Consider the following 3,766-nt stretch of genomic DNA (forward strand, 5'->3'; position numbering starts at 1 on the left):
TGCCCGGATCCGACACCGCCACGCTCCCGTCCGGCAGCACCGCGATGCCCAGGTACGGCAGCATCCGCGCCGTCTCCGGCGTCCCGTCCGCGAAGCCGCCCGGTGGAGAGCCGGCCACCACGCTCACCGTGCCGTTGCGCAGCGCCACCACGCGCGACATCCCCGTCTCCACGATGTACACCGTCCCGTCCGGCGCCGCCGCCACCGCCGAGGGCCGATACAGCCACTGGTTCGACGGCAGTGTCGTCACCGCGTTGTCCGGGGCCAGCAGGTCGATGCGCCGGATGACTCCGTTGCCCAGGTCCGCCACCAGCAGCTCGCCCTGGGGCGTGATGTGCAGACCCGCCGGCTGGTTGAAGCGCGCCTGCGCCGCCGGCCCGTCCACCAGTCCCGGTTCCATCACCGCACCGGCGAATACCGTCGTCGTCCCGTCCGGCGCGATGCGGCGGATGCAATAGTTGTCCGAGTCGGACACGTACACGTTCCCCAACGCGTCCGCGGCGATCCCCATCGGGCCATTGAGTCGCACCTGGGAGAGCGTCGAGATGCTCCCGTCCGCCGTCACCCGCTTCACCTTGTTGGCCAGCGCGTCCGCCACCGCCCAGCTCCCGTCGGGCAGCACCGCCACCGCCACCGGCGCGGCCAGCAGCCCCTCGCCCGACGCACCGTCCTGGTCCCCGCGCTTCCCGGGCTGCCCCGCCACCGTCCGCACCTCGGCCGCGAACGGGCCTTTCGCCCTCGGCAATGGCGTCGTCGGCAGCACCACCAGGTCCTTCGGCACCGGCCTGCCCAGCGCGCGGTAGAGGACGTTGGCCACCAGCCGGGCCGCGCGCGGATCCGCCGCGTCGCTCGTCCCCAGCGTGTGCACGAAGTCCACGCCTCCCGCCGAGAACACCCACGCGTTCCCCTTGCGGAACACCGCCATCTGCCCGAAGCCGAAGGCCCCCTGCAGGGACAGCGCGGGCGACTCGGCCAGCACCTCCAGCCCCGCCGGCGACTGGCCGTTGTTCACCACCTGGTCCTGCTCGTAGCCGTTGGCCTTCCACAGCACATCCCCGTTCCTCAGCCCCGTCCCCTCGAAGGCCCAGTGGCTCGCGTTGGTGATCACCGTCGGGAAGGCGAACTGGTGCCAGCGGCTGGAGAACATCACCCCCAGCAGCGCGTTCTCCGGGCGCGGCGTGGCCAGGTCCCGGAACTTCGTCGTCCGATCCGGGCTCCTCAGCCCCGCGGGATCCTGCGCGTCGCCCTTGTAGCAGGTGACGATGCGCCTCGGCCGGCCGTCCTTCGCCGGCTCGAGCCGCACCTGCCAGTAGGCCTGGTTCGCGCCGAGGTTGATGATCGAACGGCCCTCGGCCAGCGCCTTGTCCGCCCGGTCCCGCAACGTGCGCGACCAGTACTCGTCATGTCCGGAGAGCACGAACGCCTTCGCCTCGCGCAGCGCGTCCCCGCTGCGATCCAACTCCTCGTTGGTCACGTAGGCCACGTCCAGCCCCTGCGCCTCCAGCCACATGATGAGCCCCTGCTCGTCGTCCAGCAGGTGCCCCGAGCCGTAGCCGCGCTGGTAGGGCCGATCGTACGAGGACTGGAAGGCGCGCCCCTTGCCGGTGACGCGGAACTTGTCGTCGTAGAGGCTCGTGCCGCCCCAGGTGTTGTAGGCCGCCCACGTGCCGGTCGGGATGATCACCGTCACCTCCGAGCGCGGCAGCGGATCCCTCACGAAGAAGGGCACGTAGCGCTGGTAGCCGTCCTCGCGTACCAGCTTCACCACGTACACCCCGCGCACCCAGCGCGCGTCCGTCTGGAGTTCCAGGGTCGGCGTCCACTCGCAGGCGATGAGGCCCGTGGGGCGCTGCGGCGGGCACGGCGCCTGCGGCACCGCCTGCAGCGGGCCTCCACGCGCCACCTCGCGCCCGCCCGTGCCCCCGTAGTAGCCGAGCCGGTACACCTCCCAGGTGAACTTGCGCGGCGAGCCCGTCACGGACACCGCGATGGGGACCCGCTCGCCCTGCGTCACCGTGGAGACGAGCGCGTAGCCTTCAATCTCGTTGGTATTGGCCGCCCGGCTGGTGATGCGCCACGCCTTCGTCCCCGGGCGCGCGTTCTCCTTGCGGATGGCCTGGGAGTCATGCGGTGGCGGCAGCCCTGCGTCCGGCTCGCCGGACCCGGCATCCGGCGGCTCCGTCGGGCCACCGTCCACGATGTCGGGTTGCCCACCATCCGGGCGCTGGAGCGGTGGGTTGTCACGTCCGCCCGCATCCGGGCCGCCAGCCCCCGAGGAAGAGTCCTCACACCCTCCCATCAGGCCCAGGAGGCACAGTACGGCACCCAACACCCAGATGACCCGACCACCCTGTCCCATGCCTGCCTCCACTCCCTCCGGAGCGCGAGGGTAAGCACGAGACCCAGCGTGGGAAGTGATCCACCACACAGCGGGTGGGACTTCGGACACATAGGGAAGGAAGCGTTTCCCCTCCGTCCCTCAGTGCCGCCCGTCACGCCGCTTCTGTTGGCGGGCATACTCCGAGCGCAGTGCGCCACCAATGCGCTTGCCCGCCACCTGCGTCATCTTCGAAACCGGGTTGCCCATCTTCTTGGGCTTGGCGGGACGCCAGAGCGGCTGGGTGGTGGTCGGAGGGCTTTTATACCGCATCGGCTGTGTCCTCATGGGCAAGGCAGAGAGGGCGGGGACGAAGCAAGAACGCCCGTCTGCTCGTTCAGAGACAGACCATCACTGCGAAAACGCCCTGCGAGCCCCCGGGATGCCCCGCGTCCCTGAAGCGCGGTCGCTGAGCAGCCCTGCGGCCCTGGCCCCTCATGTGCCGAGAAACTCGCGGTGCAACCGGGCCGTGAGGGGCTTGAGGTGCGTCTTGTCCACCAGCAGCGTGAGCTGCAACGGCGAGGTGTGCACCGCGTGCACCTTCGCCCCCAGCTCCTCCGCCACGCCCAGCGCCCGCCGCAGGTAGCTCCAGTCCGCGTTCAGCCCCGCCCCCACCGCCGTCACCGTCCCCACCTCCTCCCGCAGGGCCACCGCCTGTCCGAAGCGCGCCGCCACGTCCCGCTTCAGCGCCTCCAGCCCATGCACGTCCTGGAGCGGCACCGCGATGAAGGTCCGCCCCTCGCGCCCCAGCAGCCCGTCGAAGGCCAGCGCCCTGCCGCGCACCCCTCGCGCGTCCAGGAACTCCAGCAGCTCCGGCAGCCGCACCGCCTCGCCCGCCGCCGACAGCACCGCCATCTCCACCTCCGCCGTCACCCCCTTCACCCGCGTGTCCGCCGGCGCCCCGTACTCCTGCACCGCCGTCCCACTCCCCTGCCCGTGCGAGGTGCGCGCCAGGATGACGATGCCCTTGGCCTTCGCGAACTCCACCGCCTGCGCGTTGAGCACCTTGGCCCCCGCGCTCGCCAGCTCCTGCATCTCGTCGTACGAGAGCGCCTCCAGCTTGCGCGCCTCCGGCACCACCCGCGGATCCGCGCTGAACACCCCGTCCACGTCCGAGTAGATTTCACACGACTCGGCATTCAGCGCCGCCGCCAGCGCCACCGCCGTCGTGTCCGAGCCCCCGCGCCCCAGCGTCGTCACCTCCTTCTTGTAGGAGACGCCCTGGTAGCCCGCGACGATGACCACCTTGCCCGTGGCCAGCTCGTCCTGGATGCGGTACGGCCGCACCTCCACGATGCGCGCCTGCGAGTGCGCGTCATTGGTGATGATGCCGCTCTGGCTCCCCGTGAAGCTGATGGCCGGCACCCCCACCTCCTGTAGCGCCATGGA

3 protein-coding genes are annotated in these 3,766 nt (G+C 71.1%); all 3 read right to left on the reverse strand.

Annotated features, from left to right (window positions below; translation table 11 throughout):
* Nucleotides 1-2,359, reverse strand: a 2,359-nt coding sequence (locus tag VF697_RS00655; RefSeq protein ID WP_331091197.1) for a N,N-dimethylformamidase beta subunit family domain-containing protein, incomplete at its 3' end; no start/stop codon positions are given.
* A gap of 120 nt (nucleotides 2,360-2,479) precedes the next feature.
* The gene (locus tag VF697_RS00660; protein WP_331091199.1) at nucleotides 2,480-2,650 is read right to left on the reverse strand and encodes a hypothetical protein; all 171 of its coding nucleotides are present in this window, start codon (nucleotides 2,648-2,650) and stop codon (nucleotides 2,480-2,482) included.
* 162 nt (nucleotides 2,651-2,812) lie between these two features.
* Nucleotides 2,813-3,766: aspartate kinase (locus tag VF697_RS00665; RefSeq protein WP_331091201.1), on the reverse strand; the 954-nt coding region annotated here is incomplete at its 5' end.

This window comes from Archangium sp., from assembly GCF_036388035.1.
Classification (GTDB): Bacteria; Myxococcota; Myxococcia; order Myxococcales; family Myxococcaceae; genus Archangium.

Excerpts from the sequence above, each read along its gene's own strand:
- VF697_RS00660 (WP_331091199.1), bottom strand. The coding sequence starts at position 2,650 with ATGCGGTATAAAAGCCCTCCGACCACCACCCAGCCGCTCTGGCGTCCC.